Annotated in this window: 22 protein-coding genes; 10 read left to right on the top strand and 12 right to left on the bottom strand. The window is 63.5% G+C overall.

Annotation, left to right across the window (positions count from 1 at the left end; all coding sequences use genetic code 11):
• Positions 1-78: 78 nt before the first annotated feature.
• Together I9018_RS01385 and mgrA are read left to right on the top strand one after the other, a co-directional pair.
• Complete coding sequence (locus I9018_RS01385) at positions 79-969, top strand: LysR family transcriptional regulator (RefSeq protein WP_241108558.1); 891 nt, start codon at positions 79-81, stop codon at positions 967-969.
• A 912-nt stretch (positions 970-1881) separates the two neighbouring features.
• The gene (gene mgrA / locus I9018_RS01390) at positions 1882-2919 is read left to right on the top strand and encodes an L-glyceraldehyde 3-phosphate reductase (RefSeq protein ID WP_241108559.1); all 1038 of its coding nucleotides are present in this window, start codon (positions 1882-1884) and stop codon (positions 2917-2919) included.
• A gap of 80 nt (positions 2920-2999) precedes the next feature.
• On the opposite strand, the gene I9018_RS01395 is transcribed toward mgrA, so the two are convergent.
• Positions 3000-4187: an HlyD family secretion protein gene (locus I9018_RS01395; RefSeq protein WP_241108560.1), complete on the bottom strand. Its 1188-nt coding sequence runs from the start codon at positions 4185-4187 to the stop codon at positions 3000-3002.
• Between the two features lie 76 nt (positions 4188-4263).
• Between I9018_RS01395 and I9018_RS01400 the strand changes: the two genes are divergently transcribed.
• Positions 4264-5859 (top strand): DHA2 family efflux MFS transporter permease subunit, encoded by a 1596-nt coding sequence (locus I9018_RS01400; RefSeq protein ID WP_241108561.1) that lies wholly within the window; start codon positions 4264-4266, stop codon positions 5857-5859.
• Between the two features lie 10 nt (positions 5860-5869).
• Here the strand turns inward: I9018_RS01400 and I9018_RS01405 are convergent, their stop codons facing one another.
• A complete protein-coding gene (locus I9018_RS01405; RefSeq protein ID WP_241108562.1) occupies positions 5870-6916 on the bottom strand; it encodes a helix-turn-helix domain-containing protein in 1047 nt (348 codons plus the stop codon).
• Between the two features lie 364 nt (positions 6917-7280).
• Between I9018_RS01405 and I9018_RS01410 the strand changes: the two genes are divergently transcribed.
• Genes I9018_RS01410 through lpdA form a run of 3 tightly spaced genes read left to right on the top strand, consistent with a single transcriptional unit; the run spans position 7281 to position 10042 of the window.
• A complete protein-coding gene (locus I9018_RS01410) occupies positions 7281-7610 on the top strand; it encodes a hypothetical protein (protein WP_068580156.1) in 330 nt (109 codons plus the stop codon).
• 54 nt (positions 7611-7664) lie between these two features.
• Positions 7665-8591 carry an alpha/beta fold hydrolase gene (locus tag I9018_RS01415; protein ID WP_241108563.1) on the top strand — a complete coding sequence of 309 codons (927 nt, stop codon included), beginning with the start codon at positions 7665-7667 and terminating at the stop codon, positions 8589-8591.
• Entirely contained in the window at positions 8588-10042 is a 1455-nt protein-coding gene (gene lpdA / locus I9018_RS01420; RefSeq protein ID WP_241108564.1) for a dihydrolipoyl dehydrogenase, read from the top strand. The genes I9018_RS01415 and lpdA overlap by 4 nt, the downstream gene beginning before the upstream one ends.
• A gap of 58 nt (positions 10043-10100) precedes the next feature.
• Here the strand turns inward: lpdA and tauD are convergent, their stop codons facing one another.
• The 7 genes from tauD to I9018_RS01455 form a co-directional block, all read right to left on the bottom strand.
• Positions 10101-10940 carry a taurine dioxygenase gene (tauD, locus tag I9018_RS01425; protein WP_241108565.1) on the bottom strand — a complete coding sequence of 280 codons (840 nt, stop codon included), beginning with the start codon at positions 10938-10940 and terminating at the stop codon, positions 10101-10103.
• A gap of 93 nt (positions 10941-11033) precedes the next feature.
• Positions 11034-11870: a taurine ABC transporter permease TauC gene (tauC, locus tag I9018_RS01430; RefSeq protein ID WP_241108566.1), complete on the bottom strand. Its 837-nt coding sequence runs from the start codon at positions 11868-11870 to the stop codon at positions 11034-11036.
• The gene (gene tauB, locus I9018_RS01435) at positions 11867-12658 is read right to left on the bottom strand and encodes a taurine ABC transporter ATP-binding subunit (RefSeq protein ID WP_241108567.1); all 792 of its coding nucleotides are present in this window, start codon (positions 12656-12658) and stop codon (positions 11867-11869) included. The genes tauC and tauB overlap by 4 nt, the downstream gene beginning before the upstream one ends.
• Before the next feature lie 30 nt (positions 12659-12688).
• Positions 12689-13666 (bottom strand): taurine ABC transporter substrate-binding protein, encoded by a 978-nt coding sequence (tauA, locus tag I9018_RS01440; protein WP_068580162.1) that lies wholly within the window; start codon positions 13664-13666, stop codon positions 12689-12691.
• 221 nt (positions 13667-13887) lie between these two features.
• Positions 13888-15471: a glutamate--cysteine ligase gene (gene gshA / locus I9018_RS01445; RefSeq protein WP_241108568.1), complete on the bottom strand. Its 1584-nt coding sequence runs from the start codon at positions 15469-15471 to the stop codon at positions 13888-13890.
• Between the two features lie 215 nt (positions 15472-15686).
• Positions 15687-16070, bottom strand: a complete 384-nt coding sequence (locus I9018_RS01450; RefSeq protein WP_241108569.1) for a PaaI family thioesterase — start codon at positions 16068-16070, stop codon at positions 15687-15689.
• Positions 16070-18394 carry a Tex family protein gene (locus I9018_RS01455; RefSeq protein WP_241108570.1) on the bottom strand — a complete coding sequence of 775 codons (2325 nt, stop codon included), beginning with the start codon at positions 18392-18394 and terminating at the stop codon, positions 16070-16072. Before I9018_RS01455 ends, I9018_RS01450 begins: the two co-directional genes overlap by 1 nt.
• A 348-nt stretch (positions 18395-18742) precedes the next feature.
• Here I9018_RS01455 and ompR point away from each other — a divergent pair, with 348 nt between their 5' ends.
• On the top strand, positions 18743-19483 hold the full coding sequence (ompR, locus tag I9018_RS01460) for a two-component system response regulator OmpR (RefSeq protein ID WP_022644207.1): 741 nt from the start codon (positions 18743-18745) through the stop codon (positions 19481-19483).
• A gap of 101 nt (positions 19484-19584) precedes the next feature.
• The gene (locus I9018_RS01465; protein WP_068580175.1) at positions 19585-20898 is read left to right on the top strand and encodes an ATP-binding protein; all 1314 of its coding nucleotides are present in this window, start codon (positions 19585-19587) and stop codon (positions 20896-20898) included.
• Between the two features lie 68 nt (positions 20899-20966).
• Here I9018_RS01465 and rimK read toward each other — a convergent pair whose 3' ends face one another.
• Positions 20967-21872: a 30S ribosomal protein S6--L-glutamate ligase gene (gene rimK, locus I9018_RS01470; RefSeq protein WP_007931744.1), complete on the bottom strand. Its 906-nt coding sequence runs from the start codon at positions 21870-21872 to the stop codon at positions 20967-20969.
• Positions 21869-22351, bottom strand: a complete 483-nt coding sequence (locus I9018_RS01475; protein ID WP_068580177.1) for an ATP-dependent zinc protease — start codon at positions 22349-22351, stop codon at positions 21869-21871. The genes rimK and I9018_RS01475 overlap by 4 nt, the downstream gene beginning before the upstream one ends.
• A gap of 390 nt (positions 22352-22741) precedes the next feature.
• On the opposite strand from I9018_RS01475, the gene I9018_RS01480 reads away from it, so the two are divergent.
• The gene (locus I9018_RS01480) at positions 22742-23152 is read left to right on the top strand and encodes a S4 domain-containing protein (protein ID WP_068580178.1); all 411 of its coding nucleotides are present in this window, start codon (positions 22742-22744) and stop codon (positions 23150-23152) included.
• 58 nt (positions 23153-23210) lie between these two features.
• Here the strand turns inward: I9018_RS01480 and I9018_RS01485 are convergent, their stop codons facing one another.
• Positions 23211-24023, bottom strand: coding sequence for a phosphatase PAP2 family protein (locus tag I9018_RS01485; protein ID WP_241108571.1), 813 nt, complete (start codon positions 24021-24023; stop codon positions 23211-23213).
• A gap of 101 nt (positions 24024-24124) precedes the next feature.
• Between I9018_RS01485 and hslO the strand changes: the two genes are divergently transcribed.
• On the top strand, positions 24125-25027 hold the full coding sequence (hslO, locus tag I9018_RS01490) for an Hsp33 family molecular chaperone HslO (RefSeq protein ID WP_068580182.1): 903 nt from the start codon (positions 24125-24127) through the stop codon (positions 25025-25027).
• Positions 25028-25129 lie beyond the last annotated feature (102 nt).

Below are 25129 nucleotides of genomic sequence, written 5' to 3' on the forward strand. Positions count from 1 at the left end.
TTTACCCCTGTGGATAAATGCGCCAGAGTTGCCTTGACTGTTCAAGCAACGCCAACAATCTCGCCTAAGGAGCGGCCTGTGGATCAAGTCAAAGCGATGAAAGTGTTCGTGCGGATCTACGAGCGCAGCAGCTTCACCCTGGCCGCCGAGGACTTGAACCTGCCCCGGGCGACTCTGACCCATACCCTCAACCAGTTCGAGGCCTGGCTCGGCACCCGGCTGCTGGAGCGCAGTACCCGGCGGGTGCGGCCGACCCTGGACGGCGAGGCCTATTACCCGCGCTGTGTGCAATTGCTGGCGCAGTTGGAAGAGGCCGAGCTGGCGTTTCGGGCAGTGCAGCCCAAGGGCCGGTTACGGGTCGACATGCATGGCTCCCTGGCCAGGCATTTCGTGATGCCGCGGCTGGGGCAGTTCATGCAGAGTTATCCACAGATCGAGCTGGCCCTCAGCGAGGCCGATCACTTCGTCGACCTGATCGCCGAAGGGGTGGATTGCGTGCTGCGGGCCGGCACCCTGTGCGACTCCGCGCTGGTCGCCCGGCGGGTGGCGAACCTGGCCCAGGTGACATGTGCCAGCCCCGCCTACCTGGCGCGCCATGGTGAGCCCAGGAGCCTGCAGGACCTGCCCCGGCACCGGGTGGTGAACTATGTCTCGCGCAGTGCCGGTGGGCCGTTTCCCTTCAAGTTCATGGTGGCTGGCGAGCTGCATGAATTGACCCTCGATGGCGCGCTCTCGGTGTCCGGCGCCCAGGTCTACGGCGCTGCGGCCCTGGCTGGGCTGGGCATCATCCAATGCCCGCGCTACCACGTGGCCGATTCCCTGGACCGGGGGTTGATGCGCGAGATCCTGGTGGACACCCCACCACCGCCAATGCCGGTATCGGTGGTCTACCCCCATAACCGCCAGCTGTCGCCACGGGTGCGGGTGTTCGTCGACTGGCTGGCCCAGGTCTTCGCCGAAGCCGGCTGACCCACTGTCGCGCTTCCAGGCGCCTGGAGCGCCCCTTCCTCAGGCCCGTCAAGGGCTGTTTTTTCCTGCCGACGGTGGCTGCCGCGGCCCGGGCAGGAGTGGTTTTTGCCGTCTATAACCAATGGATACGAGCTGCCTGATGCCGATCGGTTAAGGCAATGGCAGGAGCGAGGCTTGCCCGCGATGGGCTTCAGGGCGTTGGGTTTATCCAGTCAATACGCGCAACCGTTAACGACCATCGTGAGCAATCGAGCGTCGAGCGGCTGCTCCCACAAGGGATCAGCTCGCTTGACCGACTGGCGTATGGCTTTCGACGAATTTTTTGTGCACTGCAAGTGAGTGTCAGCGACTGCGAGCCCTGGGTATTTCTCCACGACCGTTGTTGGCGGCGGCTTTTGCCTCAGGGGCCGGTGTGGCCACTTTTGAGCATCGTTCAGGGGGTAAAAAGGCAAATTGCCATTAGCTACTGAGGACGATTTCGTATTGTGCTACGTGGTACGTAATTAATTTCTTTTGCGCTGTTTGGTGTGATTCTTCGATCCGTCGATTTCAAGGGTGTGCGATCTGGGTTTCGTGGTACGAAGCGCCAGTCATTACGTCTCGCTCAATTTGCTTCATGGGGTTTTCGTCCAGTAAATACTGGGTTTCTCGCTACTGTATGAAGCTTGGGGCTGATGCTTCGTGGGCAAGCACTTTTTGGCTGAAAACTGAGCAAAAGGTTGTTTTTTAACGATTTTATAGTACGAAATTAAGTATGAATTCGGTATGAAATACGGCATTTCATATCGTTTCAGGTTTGCGGAACTGCCAGGAACCGGGTGGTTCACAACAACAGGGGGAGGCTGGCCGTTGCGCCAGCCGCCATGCCGGAACCGGCCATCCAGAGGTGGCCCCAGTCCAGATGAGGATTCGATGACTTATTCAGCTGCTGAACATCGCTACGATTCCATGCCCTATCGCCGGATCGGCCGCAGTGGCCTGGTGCTGCCGGCCCTGTCCCTGGGGTTGTGGCACAACTTCGGCGACAGCACGCCGATCGATACCCAGCGCGCCTTGCTGCGCACGGCCTTCGACCTGGGTATCAACCATTTCGACCTGGCCAACAACTACGGCCCACCCTATGGCAGCGCCGAGATCAACTTCGGCCGCCTGCTGCGCGAGGATTTTCGGGCCTATCGCGACGAACTGATCATTTCCAGCAAGGCCGGTTGGGACATGTGGCCAGGGCCCTACGGCCAGGGCGGCGGCTCGCGCAAGTACGTGCTGGCCAGCCTGGACCAGAGCCTGCAGCGCATGGGCCTTGAGTATGTGGATATCTTCTATTCCCACCGCTTCGACCCGGACACGCCCCTGGAGGAAACCGCCAGCGCCCTGGCCAGCGCGGTGCAGCAGGGCAAGGCGCTGTACATCGGTCTCTCCTCCTACTCCGGAGCGAAGACTCGGGAGATGGCGGCCTTGCTCAAGGAGTGGAAGGTGCCGCTGCTGATCCACCAGCCGGCCTACAACATGCTCAATCGCTGGGTGGAAAGGGACCTGCTGGAGACCACCGAGGAGCTCGGCGTGGGGGTGATCGCCTTCACCCCGCTGGCCCAGGGGCTGCTCACCGACAAGTACCTGGACGGCATTCCCGAGGATGCGCGGGTCAACCGCCCTGGCGGCGGGTCATTGCAGGCCTCTCACTTGTCCGAGACCAACATCGCCCATGTGCGCGCCCTCAACGATATTGCCCGGAATCGTGGGCAGAGCCTGGCCCAGCTGGCCCTGGCCTGGACCCTGCGCGATTCGCGGGTCACCTCGGCCCTGATCGGCGCCAGCCGGCCGGAGCAGATCGTCGAGAACGTCGGGGCCTTGCAGAACCTGGGCTTCAGCGTGGAGGAGCTGGCGGAAATCGATCATTTCGCCCGGGAAGGGCGGATCAACCTGTGGGAAAAACCTTCCACCGCCGAGTAGTGTGTACCGCCGCCAGGGCCATGGTCCTGGCGCCCATTGCCGGTCGCCTGGAGCATGGCGGCCGGCAGTGGGGGTGAGCTTCACTGGCTGTTGGCGCTGACCTTGAGTTCGGCGTGGGCATCACCTGCGTTGCGCTGCTGGGGGGCGTCCAGGTCGACCTTGGCGATCACCGACAGGCCCGGTCGCAGCCGTTCCAGGCCAGGCTGGTCGGCATCGAAGCGGATGCGCACCGGCACCCGCTGGACGATCTTGGTGAAGTTGCCGGTGCCCGGCTCGAAGGGCAGCAGGGCGAAGGTCGAGCCCGAGCCCGGGGCCAGGCTTTCCACGGTGCCGGTCATGCTGACTCCCGGCAGGGCGTCGATCTTGATGCGCGTTGGCTGGCCCGCAAGCATGTGCTGGGTCTGGGTCTCCTTGAAGTTGGCCAGGACATAGAGCTCGTGCAGCGGGACCAGGGTCAGCAGGCGTGAACCGGGTTGTACGTAGTCCCCCACCTGGACCTGGCGATTACCCACGGTGCCGTCCATGGGCGCGTAGACCGTGGTGTGGCTCTGGTCCTGGCGCGCCAGCTCCAGCCGGGCCTGGGCGCTCACCACCTTGGCCTTGGCCATTTGTAGCTGCGCCTGCAGGCGCTCGCGCTGGGCCGAGGTCACGGCCAGATCGTTCTGCGCCACTTGCAGCATGGCCTGGGCATGGGCGTGGTTCTGCTGCGCGGAAATTGCCTGGGTGCTGTATTTCTCCACTTCGTTGCGGGCCACGGCGCCGGTGGTGACCAGGGTATCGAAACGATTGCGCTCGTCTCCGGCGCGCCTGGATTCGGCCTGGGTGGCACGGATCGAGGTACGGGCCGCCAGTACCCGGGTGCCGGCCAGGCGCTGCTCGGCGTCCTGGATCGCCAGCGCTGCCTCGGCCAGGGCGACCTGGGCCTGGCTATCGGCCAGGTCACCGGTGGCCAGGGTCACCCGGCTGTCGAATTCCTCGCTGTCGATGCGGACCAGGGGCTGCCCGGCGCTGACGCTCTGGTGATCCTTGACCAGCACCGCGGTGACCAGGCCATGGATGCGTGGAGCGACGGACGTCGCGTCGGCGGCGACATAGGCGTCGTCCGTGGATTCGCTCGATGGCGCTGTCAGTACCCAACCTGCGCCAACGGCCACCAGGCTGAGGGCGATGGCCCCGGCGACCAGGGGGCGCCTCGAGCGTTTGCGCGGCGTCTGCGTCGCTTGGGCGGCTTGCAGAATGGCGTTCTGGGCCTGGGTGCTTTGCTCCATGTTGAAACTCCGCGGGGATTTAAATTACGATCATAATATTCACATGATGGTTGCAATGCCATAGGGAGATATCCACATGACGACCAGCGCATCCGCTCTCCCTGACAGGGGCCCGCAGGCCCGTCCGCACTCCACCCGTCGCAAGTTCCTGACCTTCACGGTCATGGCTTTCGGCATGTTCATGGCGCTGATCGACATCCAGATCGTGGCGGCCTCGCTCAATGACGTACAGGCCGGGCTCAGTGCCGGCCCCGATGAAGTGAGCTGGGTCCAGACGGCCTATCTGATCGCCGAGCTGATCATGATTCCGTTCTCCGCCTTTCTCGCCCAGGCGCTCTCCACTCGCTGGCTGTTCTGTGCCAGCGCGGCGCTCTTCACCTTGTTCAGCGTCGGTTGTGGCATGGCCTGGAACATCGAGTCGATGATCGTGCTGCGGGCACTGCAAGGTTTTACCGGCGGCGCCATGGTGCCCACGGTATTCGCCGTGGGGTTCGTGCTGTTCGAGGGCAAGCAGCGGGCGCTGGTGCCGGCCATCCTCGGCATGACCGCGGTCCTGGCACCGACCCTGGGCCCCACGGTGGGTGGGCTGGTGACCTATTACCTGGACTGGCGCTGGATCTTCTTCATCAATGTGTTGCCGGGGCTTTTGATCTGTATCGGTGCGGCGTTGCTGATCGATGTGGACCGTCCCGAGCCGTCCCTGTTGCGTCGCATCGACTGGCTGCATTTCACGGCCATGGCCCTGGCCCTGGGGTGCTTCGAATACGTGCTGGAGGAGGGGCCGCGCAAGGACTGGTTCGGTGATACCGGGATCGTCATCGCCGCCTGGGTTGCCCTGGTGTCCTTCGGTTTGTTCATCGAGCGTTCGCTGTATTCGAGCAACCCGGTCGTCTCGTTGCGGCCGTTCCGGGACCGGACCTTTGCCATCGCCTGCCTGCTCAACCTGGTGATCGGCTTCGGCCTGTACTCCTCGACTTACCTGGTGCCGGTGTTCCTCGGGCGGGTACGCGGCTTCGACAGCCTGGAGATCGGCACCACGGTATTTGTGGTGGGTATCGGGCAGTTGGTCAGTACCATCGTCGCCGCCCGGGCGTCGGAGAAGGTCGATTTGCGCCTGATCCTCTCGGTGGGATTTCTTGGCTTGGCCCTGAGCCTGTGGTTGACCTCGAGGATCACCTCGAACTGGGGATTCGATGAGTTGCTGGTGCCCCAGGTCGCGCGCGGGCTGTTCCTGATGCTGTGCATCGTGCCCAGCGTCAACATGGCCTTGGGGTCATTCCAGGGTGCGCAGTTGCGCCAGGCTTCCGGGCTGTTCAACTTGATGCGCAACCTGGGTGGGGCGATTGGTATCGCTACCGTCAACACTTGGCTGCAGGACGATGCCAGGGCCCAGGTCCTGCATCTTTCCGAGTCCCTGGGCAACAAGGCGGTGACGGCCCAGGAAGTGATGGGGCAATTGGCATCGAAAATCGGTGTGCAAGTCGCGGATTCCAGCCAGGCGTTGCTGATGGCCCAGGGGCTTTTCGGCCGGTTGGTGGGGCGCGAGGCGCTGACCCTGGCATTTGGCGATGTGTTTCGCCTGATGGCGATGATGTTCGTGGTGGCGCTGCTGCTGGTGCCGCTGTGCCGGGGGCCTGCGTCCAGTACTGCCCGCGCCGGTGACGCCGCATGAGCGGGAGGGGTCAGGTGATCGGCGACCCGGCCCGGGCCTTGCGCAACTGGCTGGGGGTACAGCCCATGTTTTTCCACATCAACCGGCGTAGGGCCGTGGAGTCGGAGTATCCGACCTTGAATGCAATGTCCTCGATGCTCATATGGGTGGTTTCCAACAGGCTCTGGACATGCTGCAGGCGAACTTTCTGGATGAACGCCATGGGCGATTTTCCCGTGGCATTGCGAATCCTGCGGGACAGGGTTTTTTCGGTGATGGCCAGGTGTTCGGCAATGGCCTTGAGGGATGGAACTTCCGGGAGGCAATCCTCGATGAACTTCTCCAGCATCAATACTTCACGGTTGTCTGTCTGCAAGTTGGACAAGGCCATGTAGTGATATTGCGCCGGACGGTCGTCTATAAGTAAGTAGCGCATGATGGATTCGGCAATCTGGTTGCCCATGCAGTCGCGCACTATATAAAGCATGAGATCCATCTGCGACATTCCGGCGCCGGAAGTTATTATGTTTCCATCATGTACGAGCATGCGCTTGGTATCGAGCGTGGTGCCGGGATAGTTCTGTTCGAAGGCCTCATATAGTTGCCAATGCGTGGTCACTATCCGCTCTTGCAGGATACCCGCCTCGGCCAACACGAAAACCGCAGAGCAGGAGGCGGCGAGCGGTTTTCCCTGGCGCTGGAATTCCTGCACCAGCTTGACCAGTTTGCGGATATCGCCGTGTCCGAGTCGGTTGCGCAGGTCGGCGGGAAGCGACCGACCGCTTTGGCGCGGCTCCTGGCGGCGTCCGAACGAATCGAGTTCCGCGGTGTTCTCAAGGCCCAGCCCGGGCACCACCAGCATGCTGCTTTCCAGGGCTTTGGCCTGTTCCAGCGGTACGGCCTGCAGGTGCATGCCATTTCTCATGCGAACTGACTCGGCGCTGCCGACAATCTGCCAGGTAATGGTTGGACGACCCATGGCTTCGGCGACCTGGTTGGCCGTGCGCAACACATCCAGTGTGATTGCCAGGCTCGACCCCATGGCGCCTTCGAGTGCGACGAGGGTGAGTGTCGCCATGTCCATTTTCTCCCGGTAAGTGTCCATTCATGCATTAGTAAAATATACAAGCAGGTGGCAGACTTAACAATATAAATACTTGTTGTCGTGGCTGTACTAAGTTTGCGGTCGAGACGAGTTCTGGGTTGTTTTATTTGCTCTGTTTTTTGGAGTTTTAGATACTTATTAAAACTAATCGATCGAGGTCGAATGTTTAAGGGGTTTCTGAGTTTTCGGCTGCGCGTGATGCTGAAAGTTGTATTTGCAAAACCCAGATATATGTTTTCAGGCAGCAAGTCTCGGGATCTACAGTTCTCGGGCTGGCTGCCCTGTTCCAGGTTCCGGATGCCTGGCAGGTTCAATAAGGGCAACAAGGAGGTGGAATATGGATTATCCCGATCATTGGTACCAGGAAACCCAGTACGACCATGACATCTACGTGATGGTCATCAAGGAGCCGGTGCCGCCGGACTTCTGCCAGCAGCGTTCGGAACCCAAGTTCAGCTATGTCGGGCGGTTGGTCGGGCATGGCCAGCACCCGAGTTTTTCGTTGCATTTCGTTTGCCCACCCTACGGCAACGACTACCCCTCCCATGAGGCGGCATTGCAGGCTGGCCTGGCCCATTCCCGGGCGCTGATCGAGCATTGGTGCGGGCGACCACGCAAATTGCCTGTACCGGGTTCGCGCTGGATAGCGACGCCCTTGATGATCTAGCCCATTGCGCTCGGTGTCGGACACCGGCTACGTGCACCCAGGAGAAATCAACAGATGACGATCCAGGAGCGAATTCCCAGCGCTGCCGGCAACCGGCGTGGCCGTCTCGGGCCAGCGCTTTTCAAGGGCATCTACCACATGGTCCTGGGTGCGCTGCGCTGCAGTTTCTGGCTCGGCTCGCGTCTGTTTCCCCGGTATGCGGCACAACGGGCGCTGAAGATATTCACGACCCCACAGCGGCTGCGCCGAGATTTCCCGCAGGCCCTGGCCGGGGCCACGCTAACGGACCTGGAGACTGCCGAGGGCCGCTTGCGCTGCTTCCACTGGGCGGCGCCGCAACCCCGGCGGCGGGTGGTGCTGGTCCATGGTTGGGGTGGCGCCAGCAGCCAATGGCAGCACCTGGTTCCGTTGCTGCTGGAGCGGGGGTGCGAGGTGCTGTCCTTCGATTGCATCGGCCATGGCTACAGTGGTGGCCGCCAGGCATCGCTGCCGACTTTCGTCAGCATGCTCGAGCAGGTCCAGCAGCAGTTGGGCCCCTTCGATACGGTGGTCGGGCATTCCCTGGGCGCAGCGGGTGTCGGCTATGCCTTGAGCACCGAGGCGGGCAAGGATTTCAAGCGAGCGGTATTGCTGGCCGCACCGGCAGACATCGAAGACGTCGTTCGCCGGTTCGCGGCCTTTCTCTGGATTGGCGATGCTGCCAGGCAACGCATGCAGCGCCTGGTCGAACAGCGCTACCGCAAGGACATGGGCAGCCTGGCGGTCAGCCGCTATGGCCACCGACTGGAGATTCCGGTGCTGCTGGTCCACGACCGGCATGACCAGGAGGTTCCGATAGGCGACTTGCAGTCCTTCGCCCGGGAGCTGGCACATCGGCAAGTCTTGCAGACCTCGGGGCTTGGCCACCTGAAGATTCTCAAGGACCGGGCGACCCTGGACGCCGTGGTGGATTTTGTGTGTGCACAGGATGACAAGCGATGAGTGAAACCTACGATGTGATCGTGATTGGCGCCGGTCCCGGCGGCTACGTAGCGGCGATCCGGGCTGCGCAATTGGGACTCAAGACGGCTTGTATCGAGCGCTACAAGGGCAAGGACGGCAAGACCGCCCTGGGTGGTACCTGCCTGAACGTGGGGTGCATTCCCTCCAAGGCGCTGCTCGACAGCTCTCATCACTACTACGAGGCGCGCCACGGCTTCGAGGTGCACGGCATCGGCATCGGCAACCCGCAGATCGACGTGGCAACGATGCTGGCGCGCAAGGACAACGTGGTGCGCAACTTCAATGGCGGCATCGCCTCGCTGTTCAAGGCCAATGGCGTGACGCTGCTGGAAGGCCACGGCAAGCTGCTGGCCAACAAGCAAGTGGAGGTCATTGCCGCCGACGGCAGCCCCCAGCACATCAGCGCCGAGCACGTCATCCTGGCCCCTGGTTCGCGCCCGATCGACATCCCGGCGGCGCCCCTGACCGGCGAGGTGATCGTCGACTCCACCGGCGCCCTGGAATTCACCTGCGTGCCCAAGCGCCTCGGTGTGATCGGCGCCGGGGTCATCGGCCTGGAACTGGGTTCAGTGTGGGCCCGCCTGGGCGCCGAGGTGACGGTGCTCGAAGCCCTCGACAGCTTCCTGCCGGCGGTGGATGCACAGATCGCCAGGGAAGCGCAGAAGATCCTCGGCAAGCAGGGCCTGGATATCCGCCTCGGCGCCCGGGTGACCGCTTGCGAGGTGCAGGGCGATAGCGTCAAGGTCAGCCTGACCGAGGCTGGCGAAGACAAGCAGCAGACCTTCGACCGGCTGATCGTCGCCGTTGGCCGGCGTCCCTTGACCACCGACCTGCTGGCCGCCGACAGCGGCGTGCAACTGGACGAGCGTGGTTTCATCCATGTCGACGGCCAGTGCCTGACCAGCGTTCCCGGGGTGTATGCCATTGGTGATGTGGTGCGCGGGCCGATGCTGGCGCACAAGGCTTCGGAAGAGGGTGTGATGGTCGCCGAAAGCCTTGCCGGGCATTCGCACCCGCTCAACTACGAGCTGATTCCGTCGGTGATCTACACCCACCCGGAAATCGCCTGGGTCGGCCAGACCGAACAGGCGCTCAAGGCAGCGGGCGTCGAGCTGAACATCGGCACCTTCCCCTTCTCCGCCAGCAGCCGGGCCATGGCGGCCAACGACACGGCCGGGCTGGTCAAGGTGATCGCCGATGCCGGCACCGACCGGGTGCTGGGCGTGCATGTGATCGGGCCAGGCGCCGCGGAGCTGGTCCAGGAAGGCGCCATCGGCATGGAGTTCGGCACCAGCGCCGAAGACCTGGGGATGATGGTGTTCTCCCATCCGACCCTGTCCGAGGCCCTGCATGAGGCGGCGCTGTCGGTGAATGGCCAGGCCATCCATATCGGCAACCGCAAGAAGAAACCGGCCGCCAGCGCCAACTAGCGAGCCGTACCCAGCCCCGTGGTTCAGCGGGGCCGGGATCTGTCAGCGCCGCCGCGTTTCAGCGGAAGAACGGCGCATCCCCGAGAATGGTCGCGCGCTGCATCACCCGGCGCTGTGGGCGGTAGTCGTCGACGGCGTAGTGCTGGGTCACGCGGTTGTCCCAGAACGCCACGTCGTTTTCCTGCCAGCGCCAGCGAATGGTGAATTCCGGGCGGGTGGCGTGGGCGAACAGTAGCTTGAGAATGGCCTCGCTCTCGCTGTCCGACAGTTCGTTGATCCGGGTGGTGAAGCCATCGTTGACGAACAGCGACTTGCGCCCGCTCACCGGGTGGGTGCGGATCACCGGGTGCGACAGCGGTGGGTTCTTGCGCCGGGTTTCTTCCCAGCGCGCCAGGTCTTCGGGGGTATTGCCGAAGCGCTCCAGGGGGAACGACTTGATGAACTCGTGGGTGGCGGTCAGGCCCTGCAGCAGGTTCTTCATGGGTTCCGACAGGGCCTCGTAGGCGGCGATGCCGCTGGCCCACAGGGTGTCGCCGCCGAACTTGGGCAGCAGCTTGGCGCTGAGCACCGCGCCCAGTGCCGGGGTCGGCAGGAAGGTGACGTCGGTGTGCCAGATGGCGTTGTCGCGCACGTCGGTCTCGGCGGTGTCGAGGATCAGCACTTCCGGTTGTTCCGGTACGTTGGGGTAGATCGGGTGGATGTGCAGGTCACCGAAGTGGGCGGCAAAACGCGCCTGCTGCTGCGGGGTGATCGGCTGGTTGCGAAAGAACAGCACCTGATGTTCGAGCAGGGCCCGCTCGATGGTGTCGCGCTGATTGTCGTCCAGGGGCTGGCTGATATCGATGCCGTCGATCTGCGCGCCGAGGGCGGAACTCAAGGGGGTGATGGTCAGGCTCATGCTGGCTCTCGTGTGCGGCGCCGAACGGTCGGCGTGGTCGGATTCGGTTTTATCGGTATCGATCTGAATGTTGCTGGCTTCGTCCAAGGCTGCTCAGTGGCTCTGGCCGTGCCAGGGCACCAGCTTGCGCTGCAGGGCCCGCAAGCCCATCTCCATGGCGAAGGCGATCACCGCGATCACCAGGATCCCCAGCACCACCACATCGGTGACCAGGAACTGCGCGGCGGACTGCACCATGAACCCCAGGCCGCTGGTGGCGGCGATCAGTTCGGCGGCCACCAGGGTCGACCAGCCCACGCCCAGGCCGATGCGGATTCCGGTGAGGATGTCCGGCAAGGCGCTGGGCAGGATCACATGGCGGATCAGCTGGACCCGGGTCGCTCCCAGGGACTGCGCCGCCCGCAGCTTGGCCGGGTCGACGGTGCGCACGCCGGTGGCGGTGGCGATGGCGATCGGGGCGAAGATCGCCAGGTAGATCAGCAGCACCTTGGACAGCTCGCCAATGCCACACCAGATCACGATCAGGGGCAGGTAGGCCAAAGGCGGGATCGGCCGGTAGAACTCGATCAATGGGTCGAGCACGCCCCGGGCGACGCGGTTGGCGCCGATGGCGATGCCCACCGGGATCGCCGTCAGCACCGCAAGGCTAAGGCCCAGGTCGATGCGTTGCAGGCTCGCGGCCAGGTGCTGCCACAAGGTGGCGTCCATGTAGCCGCTGGTGGCCAGCAACCAAGCCTTTTGCACCACGGCCCCAGGCGAGGGCAGGAACAGCGGTTCCACCAGGCCGCTGGCGGTGACCGCCCACCACAGCGCCAGCAGGCCGACCAGGGTCAGCACGCTGATCCAGCGGGTGCTCAGGCTGCGCCGCGCCGGCAACGGCCTGGAGTGGGCCTCGTGGCTGGCGGTGGCGGGAATCTCGTAGCTGCTCATGGGCGCTCCTGCTGCTGGCTGCTGCGTTGGGAGAAGACCCGCGCCAGCACGTGCTCGCGGGTTTCGATGAAGCGTGGATCGGACTTGATCGCCCGGGCCGACTCGCCGGCGGCATATCGCTGGCCGAAGTCCAGGTGCAGGCGCTCGACGATCTGGCCCGGATTGGGCGCCAGGAGAATCAGGTCGGTGGCCAAAAACACCGCTTCCTCGATGTCGTGGGTGATCAGGAACACCGGCTTGGCGGTGCGTCGCCAGACTTGCAGCAACAGCTCCTGCATCTGCTCGCGCGTGAAGGCGTCCAGGGCGCCGAAAGGCTCGTCCATCAGCAGCAGCCGTGGATCGGCGGCCAGGGCGCGAGCCAGGCCGACACGTTGCTTCTGGCCCCCGGAGAGCTGCCAGATGCGCCGCTTGTCGAAACCGGCCAGGTCCACCAGGGCGAGCATTTCCCGGGCCCGGGCTTCGCGCTTGTCGCGGGCCACACCAGCCAGCTCCAGGCCGAAGGCGACGTTGGCCAGCACGTCCTGCCAGGGCAGCAGGGCATCGTCCTGGAACACCACGCCGCGCTCGGCGCCAGGGCCTTGCACCGGTACGCCATCGAGGCTGATGCGCCCGGCGCTGGGCGCGACGAAACCGGCGATCAGGTTGAGCAGCGAAGTCTTGCCGCTGCCGGAGGGCCCCAGGGCGACCAGCAGTTGCTGTGGCCCCAGGGTCAGGGAGATATCGGTCAGCACCGGTTCGGCGGCGCCGGGATACTGTGCGCTGATGCGCTCCAGTTGTAGCAAAGCCATGACGGCTGTCTCCTTTGCGAACCCGCAGCCTTAGTTGCTGATGAACCGGGCGCTGACGTAGGGGGCGTAGTCGGGCAGCACGGCTTCGACCTTGCCTTGTTCCTTGAGGAATACCGCGGTGTCGGTGATGGCCTTGGTGGTCGGCGCGCCGAGGCTGGCGACCTGGTCGGCGGCCAGCGGGTAGACGTTGCCTTGCAGCAGCAGGGGGATGTCGCCGGCCTTGGCTCCGGAGAGCTTTACCAGCTTGTCGACGTTGCCCGGGTTGGCCAGCCAGGCTTGCGGGTCCTTGCGGTAGTCGGCGTAGGCATCCAGGGTCACCTTGGCGAAAGCGCTGACGATTTCCGGGTGCTTCTGGGCGAAATCCTTGCGCACGATCCAGGCGTCGAAGGTCGGCGCGCCGGATTTGGCCAGCTCGCCCGAGGTGATCAGCACCTTGCCGTTTTCCTTGGCCACGCCCAGGGCCGGGTCCCAGACGTAGGTGGCGTCGATGTCGCCGCGCTTCCAGGCGGCGATGATCGCCGGCGGCGCCAGGTTGAGTACCTGGACCTTGGCCGGGTCGATGTTCCAGTGCTTGAGCGCCGCCAGCAGGCTGTAGTGGCCGGTGGAGACGAAGGGCACGGCAATCTTCTTGCCCACCAGGTCCTGGGGCGTATTGATCCCGGAGCCGTCACGGGCCACCAGGGCCTCGGCAGCACCGATCTGGGTGGCGATCAGGAAGGTTTCCACCGGCACCTTGCGGGTGACGGCGGCGGTCAGTGGGCTGGAGCCCAGGTAGCCGATCTGCACGTCACCGGAGGCGATGGCGGCAATGACGTCGGCGCCGTTGTCGAACTTGCGCCAGTTGATGCTGGCCTGGGTGGCTTTTTCGTAGCTGCCGTCGGCCTGGGCGACCTTGGCCGGGTCGACGGTGGTCTGGTACGCGACGGTGAGATCGGCCGCCTGGGCAAGGAAACTCGCTGCGGCCAGGGAGGCGGCCGCCAGGAGGCGAAGGGGGAAATGCAGTTTCACGATGAAGCTCCTCATAGGCGACCGTTGATCGGCGTGGGAGGAGCCTAAATGATCTAAGAATTATAAAATAAATAACGTTTTAGAATTAGCTTAGAAAGAGAGAACGAGTTGAAGAGGGGGAAGCGCGTCGCGCTTCATCGCGGGCAAGTCGGATCGCCGCCCGCTCGCTCCTACAGGACGGTGCCGTGTAGGAGCGAAGCTCAGGCAGCGCGGTGTATCTATCAGTTGCTGATGGCCAGGATGCTGGCCTGGTAGGCACCGACGAAGACGTCGAAATCCCCCACTTCGTTCTGTTCCAGTTCGGCCTGCTGTTCCAGGGACTTGCGCGCCGCGTCTTCGAACGCCGCCTGCTCTTCCTTGGCCAGGGCCTGGCTACGGAAATGCTCGGCGTGGGCCAGGCTCTGGCGCAGGGAGAACTGGCTGAAGCTCTCCTTGTGCTCGGTCATGGCCGCCAGGACCTGGGCCGATGGCGTCAGGGACGAATCCTTGACCTTGGCCAGCTGGGCGTCCAGCGCCTTGCTGTGCTCATCGCTGCCATGGCTCTGATCGAGCAGGGCGGCCAGTGGGGCGATGCCCTCCAGCAGCTCGGCGGCCCACTCCTTCATGTCCACCGCTTGCCCGCGGCGTTGCAGCTGCAGGCCAGGGCGCCGGCCTTCCTTGACCACGCTGAGGAAGTTCGAGGTGGCGTTGCCGCACTCGTTGTTCTCGAACAGCGGGCTGTCGTTGAGCGCGCAATACAGCAGGAAGGCGTCGAGGAAGCGGGCTTCCTGCACGTCGATGCCCAGGGGCAGGAACGGGTTGATGTCCAGGCAACGCACTTCGACGTACTGGATGCCGCGGGCCATCAGCGCCTGGATCGGCCGTTCGCCGGTGTAGGTCACGCGTTTGGGGCGGATGTTGGAGTAGTACTCGTTTTCGATCTGCAGGATGTTGGTATTGAGCTGGACCCACTCGCCGTCCTTGTGGGTGCCGACTTCCACGTAGGGGGCATAGGGTGTGGCCACCGCCTTGCGCAGGCTGTCGGTGTAGCTGTTCAGGTCGTTGTAGCAGGGGGTCAGCCCAGCCTGGGCCTTGCTCTGGTAGCCCAGGTCGCTCATGCGCAGGCTGGTGGCGTAGGGCAGGTACAGGGTCTCGGCGTCGAACTGCTCCAGCTGGTGCGAGCGGCCACGCAGGAAGCCGGCGTCCAGGGCCGGGGAGGCGCCGAACAGGTACATCAGCAACCAGCTGTAGCGGCGGAAGTTGCGGATCAGTGCGATATAGGCCGCGGACTGGTAGTCACGGTCGGTGCCGGTGAAGCCCTCGGCCTGCTTGAGCAGCGGCCACAGCTGTTCCGGCAGGGAGAAGTTGTAGTGGATCCCGGCGATGCACTGCATGGTCTTGCCGTAGCGCAGGGCCAGGCCCTTGCGGTACACATACTTGAGCTGGCCGATGTTGGAGGTGCCGTAGTAGGCGATCGGGATGTCTTCCTCGGCCGGCAACGGGCACGGCATCGATGGACTCCACAGGTACTCGTTGCCGAGCTTGCTGTAGGCGAAGCGATGGATCTTGTCGAGGCTGGCCAGGGTATCCGCCGGGTCCTTGAGGGCCGGGGTGATGAACTCCAGCAACGACTCGGAGTAGTCGGTGGTGATCTGTTCGTTGGTCAGCGCGGAACCCAGTTCTTCCGGGTGCGGGGTCTGGGCCAGGCGGCCTTCGCCGGTGACCCGCAGGCATTCACGTTCGATGCCGTGCAGGCACTGCTCGAGCAGGGAGAGGTTAGCGCGCTCGCCGAGTAGGGCCAGGCGGCGGTTGAGAAGTTCGCTCAAGTTGGATTCCTTCACGCGTCAGTCGCCCCAATATGGGGGTGGGCAGGACGGTCTACAAGGGTGAAGTTAAAACTGGCGTTTTCGCCTGGTTTTTGAGTCAAGCCGACTCGCTTGAAAACGCCAATCCTTCATCCCTGAATCTGGCTTTAGCGCGGGCAAGAAACTCCGACGCCGCTTTCGCAGCGCCGAAATTAACCCAATTCGATGACAGGCAGCTACAGGACTGCGAAGGTGCCTTGTGCTTTTGCGACCAGTTTATCGCCCTGGATCACATCCGCCTCGACCACCAGGGTGCGGCGGCCGGGGTGGATCACCTTGGCCCGGCACAACACCTCGCCCTCGGCCACGGCGCGGATGTAGTTGATCTTGCACTCGATGGTGGCGCTCTGCTGGTCGAAGCCATGGGTGCTGGAGCAGGCCAGGCCCATGGCAATGTCCACCAGGCTGAAGATCGCCCCGCCGTGGAGCTTCTGCCCGCGATTGCGCAATGGCGGGGTCAGCTCCAGGGCCACGTCCGCCTCGCCCACCTCCAGGCGTTGCAGGCGGCAGCCGAGCAGTTGGCTGAAGGCGCTCTCGGTCAGGCTGGCTGGAATCTCCATCAGCGCTTCTTCAACTGCTTGGCGTTGGCGAACAGCGAGGCCATGGCGTTGTTGGTTGGCGCCGCGGTGGCGGTTTCCTTGCGCGGGGCATTGCCCTGGGAGGTGCGTGGTGCCGAACCTGGGCGGGAGCCGCGGGCGCCATCGATTTTCTCGCCCGGGGTGTCGCTCATGCGCATCGACAGGCCCACGCGCTTGCGTGGGATGTCCACTTCCATGACCTTGACCTTGACCACGTCGCCGGCCTTCACCGCTTCACGCGGGTCCTTGATGAACTTCTCCGACAGCGCCGAGATGTGCACCAGGCCATCCTGGTGCACGCCGATGTCGACGAAGGCACCGAAGTTGGTGACGTTGGTCACCACGCCTTCGAGGATCATCCCCAGTTGCAGGTCCTTGAGGTCTTCGACGCCTTCCTGGAACTCGGCAGTCTTGAACTCGGGACGCGGGTCGCGGCCGGGCTTGTCCAGTTCCAGGAGGATATCGGTGACGGTGGGCAGGCCGAAGGTCTCGTCGGTGAACTTCGATGGATCGAGGCGCTTGAGGAAACCGCTGTCGCCGATCAGCGAGCGGATGTCGCGAGCGGTATCGGCGGCGATGCGCTGCACCAGCGGATAGGCTTCCGGGTGCACCGCGGAGGCGTCCAGCGGGTTTTCGCCGTTCATCACGCGCAGGAAGCCGGCGGCCTGTTCGAAGGTCTTCTCACCCAGGCGAGCGACTTTCTTCAGGGCGGCGCGGGTCTTGAAGGCCCCGTGTTCGTCGCGGTGGTTGACGATGTTCTGCGCCAGGGTCGCGTTGAGACCGGAGATGCGTGCCAGCAGGGCCACGGAGGCAGTGTTGACGTCGACGCCCACGGCGTTCACGCAGTCTTCCACTACCGCGTCCAGGCCACGGGCCAGTTTCAGCTGCGACACGTCGTGCTGGTACTGGCCGACACCGATGGACTTCGGATCGATCTTCACCAGTTCGGCCAGCGGGTCCTGCAGGCGACGGGCGATGGACACCGCGCCACGGATCGACACGTCCAGGTCCGGGAACTCCTTGGCCGCCAGCTCCGAGGCCGAGTACACCGAGGCGCCAGCTTCGGAGACCATGACCTTGGTCATGCGCATGGCTGGGTATTTCTTGATCAGGTCGGCGGCCAGCTTGTCGGTCTCGCGGCTGGCGGTGCCGTTGCCGATGGCGATCAGGTCCACCGAGTGCTTGGCGCACAGGGCGGCCAGGGTGGCGATGGTCTGGTCCCACTTGTTGTGCGGTACGTGGGGGTAGACGGTGGCGTGGTCCAGCAGCTTGCCGGTGGCGTCCACTACCGCCACCTTGCAGCCGGTGCGCAGGCCCGGGTCCAGGCCCAGGGTGGCGCGCGGGCCGGCCGGGGCGGCCAGCAGCAAGTCGTGCAGGTTGTGGGCGAAGACGTTGATCGCCTCGGTCTCGGCGCCGTCGCGCAGCTCGCCCAAGAGGTCGGTCTCCAGGTGGGTGTAGAGCTTGACCTTCCAGGTCCAGCGCACCACTTCGCCGAGCCACTTGTCGGCCGGGCGGTTCTGGTTCTGGATGCCCACGTGCTGGCCGATCATGCCTTCGCAGGGGTGCATGGTGCCTGGTAGCTCGTCGCCGACCTTCAGCGCGGAGCTGAGGATGCCTTCGTTGCGCCCGCGGAAGATCGCCAGGGCGCGGTGCGACGGCATGCTCTTGAGCGGTTCGTCGTGTTCGAAGTAGTCGCGGAACTTCGCGCCTTCTTCTTCCTTGCCAGCCACCACGCGGGCGCTGAGGGTGGCTTCCTGCTTGAGGAAGGTGCGCAGCTTGTCCAGCAGGCTGGCGTCTTCGGCAAAGCGCTCCATGAGGATGTACTTGGCGCCTTCCAGGGCGGCCTTGATGTCGGCCACGCCTTTTTCCCCATCGACGAAGCGCGCGGCTTCGGCTTCCGGAGCCAGGCTCGGGTCGTTGAACAGGCCGTCGGCCAGTTCGCCCAGGCCGGCTTCCAGGGCAATCTGGCCCTTGGTGCGGCGTTTTTGCTTGTACGGCAGGTAGAGGTCTTCGAGGCGGGTCTTGGTGTCGGCCAGCTTGATCTCGCGGGCCAGTTCCGGAGTCAGTTTGCCCTGCTCCTCGATGCTGGCCAGGATGCTGGTGCGGCGATCGTCCAGCTCGCGCAGGTAGCGCAGGCGCTCTTCCAGATGACGCAGTTGGGTGTCATCGAGGCTGCCGGTGACTTCTTTACGGTAACGGGCGATGAAGGGCACGGTGGAGCCTTCATCCAATAGGGCTACGGCCGCTTCGACCTGTTGTGGGCGTACACCGAGTTCCTCGGCAATGCGGCTGTTGATGCTGTCCATAAAACCACCTGACAAATATGTGAAAGCAGGCTCGCGGGAACGAAAAAAGACCCGGCGAGTCTGGTTGAGCGGCTTGGTTCGCGCCGCCACCTGGATCAAAAGGCTGCCTGTTGACCCCTGTAATCGTGGAAATACTGCCGGCCGGGGCAAATAAACAAGCCGACGCAGGGTACCGATCAGAGACTGCCCAACACAAAAGGCGGCGCATTATACCCACCTGCGGGACGATCGCCGACCTCAGGCCGACAGCGGGTTTGCTGGCGATAGAGGAAAAATCTGCTAACAATGCACACGGTGCGTATAACGGCAGCTACGCCATAATGCGCACCGAGATTAGAGGAGCATCCAATGAGCAGCACTGCACAAACTGCTGAAGGCGAAAAAATTCTTATTGTTGACGATGACCCAGGGTTGAGCAGCCTGCTGGAGCGTTTCTTCGTCAGCAAGGGCTACCGTGCCCGCGCAGTCCCGAACACTGAGCAAATGGACCGCCTGCTGGGTCGCGAAGTGTTCAACCTGGTCGTCCTGGACCTGATGTTGCCTGGCGAGGATGGCCTCACCGCCTGCCGCCGCCTGCGCGGCGCGAACAACCAGATCCCGATCATCATGCTGACTGCCAAGGGCGACGAGCTGAGCCGTATCAAGGGCCTGGAACTGGGCGCCGACGACTACCTGGCCAAGCCGTTCAACCCCGACGAGCTGATGGCCCGGGTCAAGGCCGTGCTGCGTCGCCAGTCGGCCCCTGTCCCCGGTGCCCCCGGCAGCGAAGACGAAAGCGTGACCTTCGGTGATTACGAGCTGTCCCTGGCTACCCGTGAGCTCAAGCGCGGCGACGAGGTGCACATGCTCACCACCGGTGAGTTCGCGGTACTCAAGGCGCTGGTGATGAATGCCCGCCAGCCGCTGACCCGCGACAAGCTGATGAACCTGGCCCGTGGCCGCGAGTGGGACGCCCTGGAGCGCTCCATCGACGTGCAGATCTCCCGCCTGCGCCGGATGATCGAGCCCGATCCTTCCAAGCCACGTTATATCCAGACCGTCTGGGGCGTGGGTTATGTGTTCGTGCCGGATGGCACAGCGACCAAGTGATCGGTGATTTGTAGGAGCGAGCGCCCGGGCCCTGGTCCGGGCGTTCGCATTCCGCAACGCTGCGAGCGCGACTCGCTCCTGCAAAGTGTGTATTGGCTGTCATGAAAACTCCGCTGTGGTTCCCCCAGAGTTTCTTCTCCCGCACCCTGTGGCTGGTGCTGATCGTGGTGCTGTTCTCCAAGGCATTGACTCTGGTTTATCTGCTGATGAACGAGGACGTGCTGGTGGACCGGCAGTACAGCCATGGCGTGGCCCTGACCTTGCGTGCCTACTGGGCCGCGGATGAATCCAACCGCGACCAGATCGCTGAAGCCGCCGGCCTGATCAAGGTGATCGGCAGCGGCGTGCCGGCCGGTGAACAGCATTGGCCGTACAGTGAGATCTACCAGCGGCAGATGCAGGCGGAGCTGGGGGCCGACACCGAGGTACGGCTACGCATGCACGCTCCGCCGGCACTCTGGGTCCGGGCACCGAGCCTGGGCGATGGTTGGCTCAAGGTGCCGCTGTACCCACACCCGTTGCGCGGCCAGAAGATCTGGAGCGTGCTGGGCTGGTTCCTGGCCATCGGCCTGCTGTCCACCGCATCGGCGTGGATCTTCGTCAGCCAGCTCAATCAGCCGCTCAAGCGCCTGGTCTACGCCGCCCGGCAACTGGGCCAGGGGCGTAGCGTGCGCTTGCCCATCAGCGACACCCCGAGCGAGATGACCGAGGTGTATCGCGCCTTCAACCAGATGGCCGAGGATGTGGAGCAGGCCGGTCGCGAGCGCGAGCTGATGCTCGCCGGGGTCTCCCACGACTTGCGCACGCCATTGACCCGCTTGCGCCTGTCATTGGAGCTGATGGGCGATCACACCGAACTGACCGATGACATGGTGCGTGACATCGAGGACATGGACGCCATTCTCGACCAGTTCCTGGCGTTCATCCGCGATGGCCGCGACGAGTCGGTGGAAGAGGTGGACCTGAACGAGCTGGTGCGGGAAGTGGCGGCGCCCTACAACCAGAGTCAGGAGCGAGTGCGCCTGCGACTGGAGCCGATCCAGCCGTTCCCCCTGCGTCGGGTATCGATGAAGCGCCTGCTCAACAACCTGATCGGCAACGCCCTGAACCATGCCGGGACGGACGTGGAAGTCGCCGCCCACTTGTCGGGCGACGTCAGCGCGCCCTATGTGGTGCTGAGCGTGATGGACCGTGGCGCGGGGATCGACCCTTCGGAGTTGGAGGCGATCTTCAACCCCTTCACCCGTGGCGACCGTGCCCGGGGTGGCAAGGGCACGGGCCTGGGGCTGGCTATCGTCAAGCGAATCGCCGCCATGCATGGCGGTAACGTCGAGCTGCGCAACCGCCCGGACGGCGGGCTGGAAGCGCGGGTAAGGCTGCCGCTGGGCCTGCTGCTGCCACGTGATGCGGATTAGCAACAGTGACCAGTTTCAAGCGGCAAGCTCTTACCTTGCCGCTTGAAGCTCGCCGCTTGTAGCTGTCTTTAGCCTTTGCCCTTGGTGCGGGTCATGTTCGGCCCGCCGTTCTTCTCGATGTGCTCGATGATGATCCCCGCCACGTTCTTGCCCGTGGTGGTCTCGATGCCTTCCAGGCCTGGGGAGGAGTTGACCTCCATCACCAGCGGCCCGTGATTGGAGCGCAGGATATCCACCCCGGCCACGCTCAGGCCCATGACCTTGGCCGCCCGCAGTGCGGTCATGCGTTCTTCCGGGGTGATCTTGATCAGGCTGGCGCTGCCACCGCGATGGAGGTTGGAACGGAACTCGCCCGGCTTGGCCTGGCGTTTCATCGCGGCGATTACCTTGTCGCCTACCACGAAGCAGCGGATATCGGCTCCACCGGCTTCCTTGATGTACTCCTGGACCATGATGTTCTGCTTCAGGCCCATGAACGCCTCGATCACCGACTCCGCCGCAGTGGCGGTTTCGCACAGCACCACGCCGATGCCCTGGGTGCCTTCCAGCACCTTGATCACCAGTGGCGCGCCGTTGACCATCTCGATCAGGTCGGGAATGTCGTCCGGGGAGTGGGCGAAGCCGGTCACGGGCAGGCCGATGCCACGCCGCGACAGCAGTTGCAGCGAGCGCAGCTTGTCCCGGGAGCGGGCGATGGCCACCGACTCGTTGAGGGGAAACACCCCCATCATCTCGAACTGGCGCAGGACCGCGCAGCCATAGAAGGTCACCGAGGCGCCGATCCGCGGGATCACTGCGTCGAAGCCCTCCAGGGGCTTGCCGCGATAGTGGATCTGCGGCTTGTGGCTGGCGATGTTCATGTAGGCGCGCAGGGTGTCGACCACTACCATTTCATGGCCGCGCTCGGTGCCGGCTTCGACCAGGCGGCGAGTGGAATACAGACGCGGGTTACGCGACAGCACAGCGATCTTCATGCAGCACCTGTGGCAGAGGTAGTGGATACCGGGAACACCGGTTTGTCTTGTACGTATTTGTTGCCCGGATTGACCACCAGTTGGCCGTCGATCAGGGCCTTGGAGCCCAGCAGCAGGCGGTAGCGCATGGCCTTGCGGCAGGCGAGGGTGAACTCCACTCGCCATACATGATCGCCCAGGGCCAGGGTGGTGCTGATCACATAGCGGACCTGGGCCTGGCCGTTGGAACTCTTGATGGTCTTCATCGCCACCAGCGGTGCCTCGCAACGTCGATGGCGCAATTGCACCACGCTGCCCAGGTGGGCATTGAAGCGGACCCACTGTTCACCATCGCGCTCGAATGGCTCGATTTCAGTGGCATGCAGGCTTGAGGTGCTGGCCCCGGTGTCGATCTTGGCGCGCAGTCCGGCGACTCCCAGATCGGGAAGCGCCACCCACTCGCGCAGGCCGACAACGGTCAAATGGTCAAAGGTCTTCAATAAGGAACGTCCATAGTTGGCCGGTACTGGCCCAGGTCGCAACCTGGGCCAGGGTTCTGAAACAGCTCCGGCGCAGTACCGATACTGCGCCGGATGAATCCATGCTTGCCGGGAGCGCCCGGCTCGATAGCGCTGGCGGGCATCTTCGGCGATGACTTTAGCTGCCGACTCCGCATAGATTGTGACAGTCGTGCAGCATGTCCTCGGGCGCCGAGCCGGTGCCATCGGCCGAGTTCGCGGTATTCACGCAGAATCGGCGGTAAATGGCGACCGTTATCTCGGTGCCGGTTCCCAAGGGGCAACCTGAGGTATTTTAGGTGAGCGGCAAGGTTTATGAGAGCCCTCGTTCGGGCTGTACCGTTGCGATTTTTTTCACCAAGAGGAACTCCAGTGGCACACAAGCAGGAACAGCAAGAAGAGGACAAGGTCCGTCTGGACAAATGGCTCTGGGCAGCACGCTTCTACAAGACCCGTGCCTTGGCCAAGGCGGCCATCGAGAGTGGCAAGGTGCATCACCGTGGCGAGCGTTGCAAACCGGGCAAGGAGCCGCGTATCGGTGATGAGTACGAGATTCGTACCGGCTTCGACGAACGCACGGTACAAGTCCTGGCCTTGTCCATCGTGCGTCGCGGAGCACCCGAAGCGCAGGCGCTCTATGCCGAGACCGAGGCCAGTATCGCCAAGCGCGAAACGGCCGCGGCCCAGCGCAAGGCGGGCGCCTTGGGTGTGAGTACCGATGGCAAGCCGACCAAGAAACAGCGCCGGGACTTGTTCAAGTTCCACGGCAGCGCTCACGACTGATGCATGGCGCGGCCGCTTGCCCGCGCTGTCCTCTGCGGCCGTTACCCGTTCGGCCTGCTCAGCGCAGCAGGCTGCTGGCGCGGACCACGCTCATGCTCGACAGCAGCGGTATCCGGTTCAGCAGGTTGAACAATGGTTGGGTCAGGCGCAGCAGGACGTTCGACATTCGCGCCGCATACGGGGTGTAGTAGCCCCAGCCCAGTGCCAGTACGGCGAGCAAGACGCCCCCGATGTAGTCGTCCTGGCCCCAATGGGCACCCGCTACCAGGCGCGGCAGCATGAACAGCAGGGTCAAGCCCCAGACCACCAGGAACTGGGTGATGCTGCGGCTGAAGACTCCCATGAACAGGCCCCAGATCAACAACACCGAGGCGTGGTCACCCGGGAAACTCTGGCTGGAGCGGTCCTTGAGTTCCCAGGTCTTTTCCCAGTTCGGGAAGTAGTCGCTCATGTGCACGGCCCCCTCCAGCACCATGGATGGGCTGTTGTGCTGCCAGTTCATGGCTGCCACCAACTTGGAAAACAGCGCGCGAATCACCACCATGAGAATCAGGATCGACAGGAAGCCGAAGAACGCACGGCGCACGTCCACGGCCTTGAATACCCAGTCACCGCGAATCAGCAGGCCGAGCATGATCAGGCCGACGACCACGTCGAACGGACGCAGGCTGGCCACGGCCCAGATGTGCAGCCAGGTGGAGTGGGTGGCAAGGGGAGTATTGAGGAGGCGGAACAGCCATTCGTCGAACATTACACAGAGCATCTGCCCGGTGGGCCATAACCAGAAACCCAGCAGGGCCAAAGGGAGTAGATTGCACAGGACCAGCTTGCCGAGGTTCCACCTTGCTTGGAACAAACCCGGATTGTTCATAAAATATCTCCAATCACCGCAAAAACTGCACCGTAATGGTGCGCAAAAATGCAATTTTCGGTGCTTGTAACCTTTTTGTCACCATTCAGATACCCAGACCTATGACTGATTTGCCGGATACCGACTTCACCCAACGCTTCATCTTTGATGAGAGCGATGCCCGTGGCGAACTGGTGGCGCTGGAGCGCAGTTACGCTGAAGTCCTCGCCAAACACCCCTATCCCGAGCCGGTGGCGCAACTGTTGGGCGAGCTGATGGCGGCGGCATCGTTGCTGGTCGGCACCTTGAAGTTCGACGGCTTGCTGATTCTCCAGGCCCGTTCCGAAGGTCCGGTACCCCTGCTGATGATCGAGTGCTCCAGCGAGCGTGAGATCCGCGGCCTGGCTCGTTATGACGCGGCGCAGATCGCCCCGGACGCGACACTGGCCGACCTGATGCCCAATGGTGTCCTGGCATTGACCGTGGACCCGACGCAAGGCCAGCGCTACCAGGGCATCGTCGACCTGGATGGGGCCACCCTGGCGGAATGCTTCACCAACTACTTCGTCATGTCCCAGCAAACCGGTACTCGGTTCTGGTTGTACGCCGACGGTCGCAATGCCCGGGGCCTGCTCCTGCAGCAGCTGCCGGCCGATCGCCTGCGTGACCCTGAAGAGCGCGAAGCCAATTGGCAGCACCTCACGGCACTGGCCAGCACCTTGACCGCCGATGAGCTGTTGAGCCTGGACAACGAAACCGTGCTCCACCGCCTGTACCACGAGGAGGCCGTGCGCCTGTTCGACGTGCAGCCCCTGCGGTTTCGCTGCAGCTGCTCGCGGGAGCGCTCGGGTAATGCCCTGGTCAGCCTGGGGCTGGAGGATGCCCAGAAGCTGGTGGTGGAGCATGGCGGCAGCATCGAGATCGATTGCCAGTTCTGCAACGAGCGTTATCTGTTCGATGCTGCTGATATTGCGCAATTGTTCGCTGGGGCAGGCGTCGAGTCACCGTCAGATACTCGTCACTAAAACGTTTCAGCTCAGGTAAATCACCTGGGGAACGCCGGAATTACGCCGTGCTGACGGGAGGACCCTACTATTTTTGGGCTTTTCTGGCATAATCCGGCGCAC

Origin of the sequence: Pseudomonas sp. MPFS, assembly GCF_022537035.1 — a bacterium.
Lineage (GTDB): Bacteria > Pseudomonadota > Gammaproteobacteria > Pseudomonadales > Pseudomonadaceae > Aquipseudomonas > Aquipseudomonas sessilinigenes.